The organism is Candidatus Thiosymbion oneisti, from assembly GCF_004359955.1.
GTDB lineage: Bacteria > Pseudomonadota > Gammaproteobacteria > Chromatiales > Chromatiaceae > Thiosymbion > Thiosymbion oneisti.
On the sequence record NZ_SMSC01000123.1, the window covers coordinates 1 to 656 of the forward strand.

Below are 656 nucleotides of genomic sequence, written 5' to 3' on the forward strand. Positions count from 1 at the left end.
CGATGATAAGACCATCAAGCTGTGGGATGTCGAACGCGGTCAGGTGCTTGCCACCCTCCAGGACCACACCGACATGGTTTACTCCGTGGCGTTCGCTCCCGACGGCCTTAGCCTGGCCTCGGCGAGCCGGGACAAGACCGTCAAGCTGTGGGATGTCAAGACCGGCCAGCTACGCGCTACCCTCCAGGGCCACACTAGCTTGGTTAGCTCCGTGGCATTCGCTCCAGACGGTCGCACCCTAGCCTCAGCGAGCACGGATAACACTATCAATCTGTGGGATGCCGAGACCGGCCAACTACGCGCCACCCTCCAGGGCCACACCGGCTGGGTTACCTCCGTGGCCTTCAGCCCTGATGGCCTTATCCTGGCCTCGACAAGCTTGGACAAAACTATCAAGTTGTGGGGTACCAAGAGCAGCCCGTAGGATACGGTGAGCGCCTGCCCGCTATTCCAAGAACGTCTGCTTGTGCCGGTCTACCCACCACTTCAGGAATGGGCCAGGCACGGCAGACAAGGGGCAGGTAGCGAACCGCATCAAAGCGAACCGCATCGAAAAACCACGCAGCTCGGAATAAGTTCGGAGGCCATCGAGCCGTCCGAATCCAAAGCGGCGGCGGGTAAGTGCCGTTCGGCCAGTGCCTCGGTCACACCAAGCT

The 656-nt window shown here is 61.0% G+C and carries 1 protein-coding gene; it reads left to right on the plus strand.

Going from position 1 to position 656, the window contains the following annotated elements; all coding sequences use genetic code 11:
- On the plus strand, positions 1-424 hold a 424-nt coding region (locus E1958_RS19715), incomplete at its 5' end, for a WD40 repeat domain-containing protein (protein WP_133513381.1).
- Positions 425-656 lie beyond the last annotated feature (232 nt).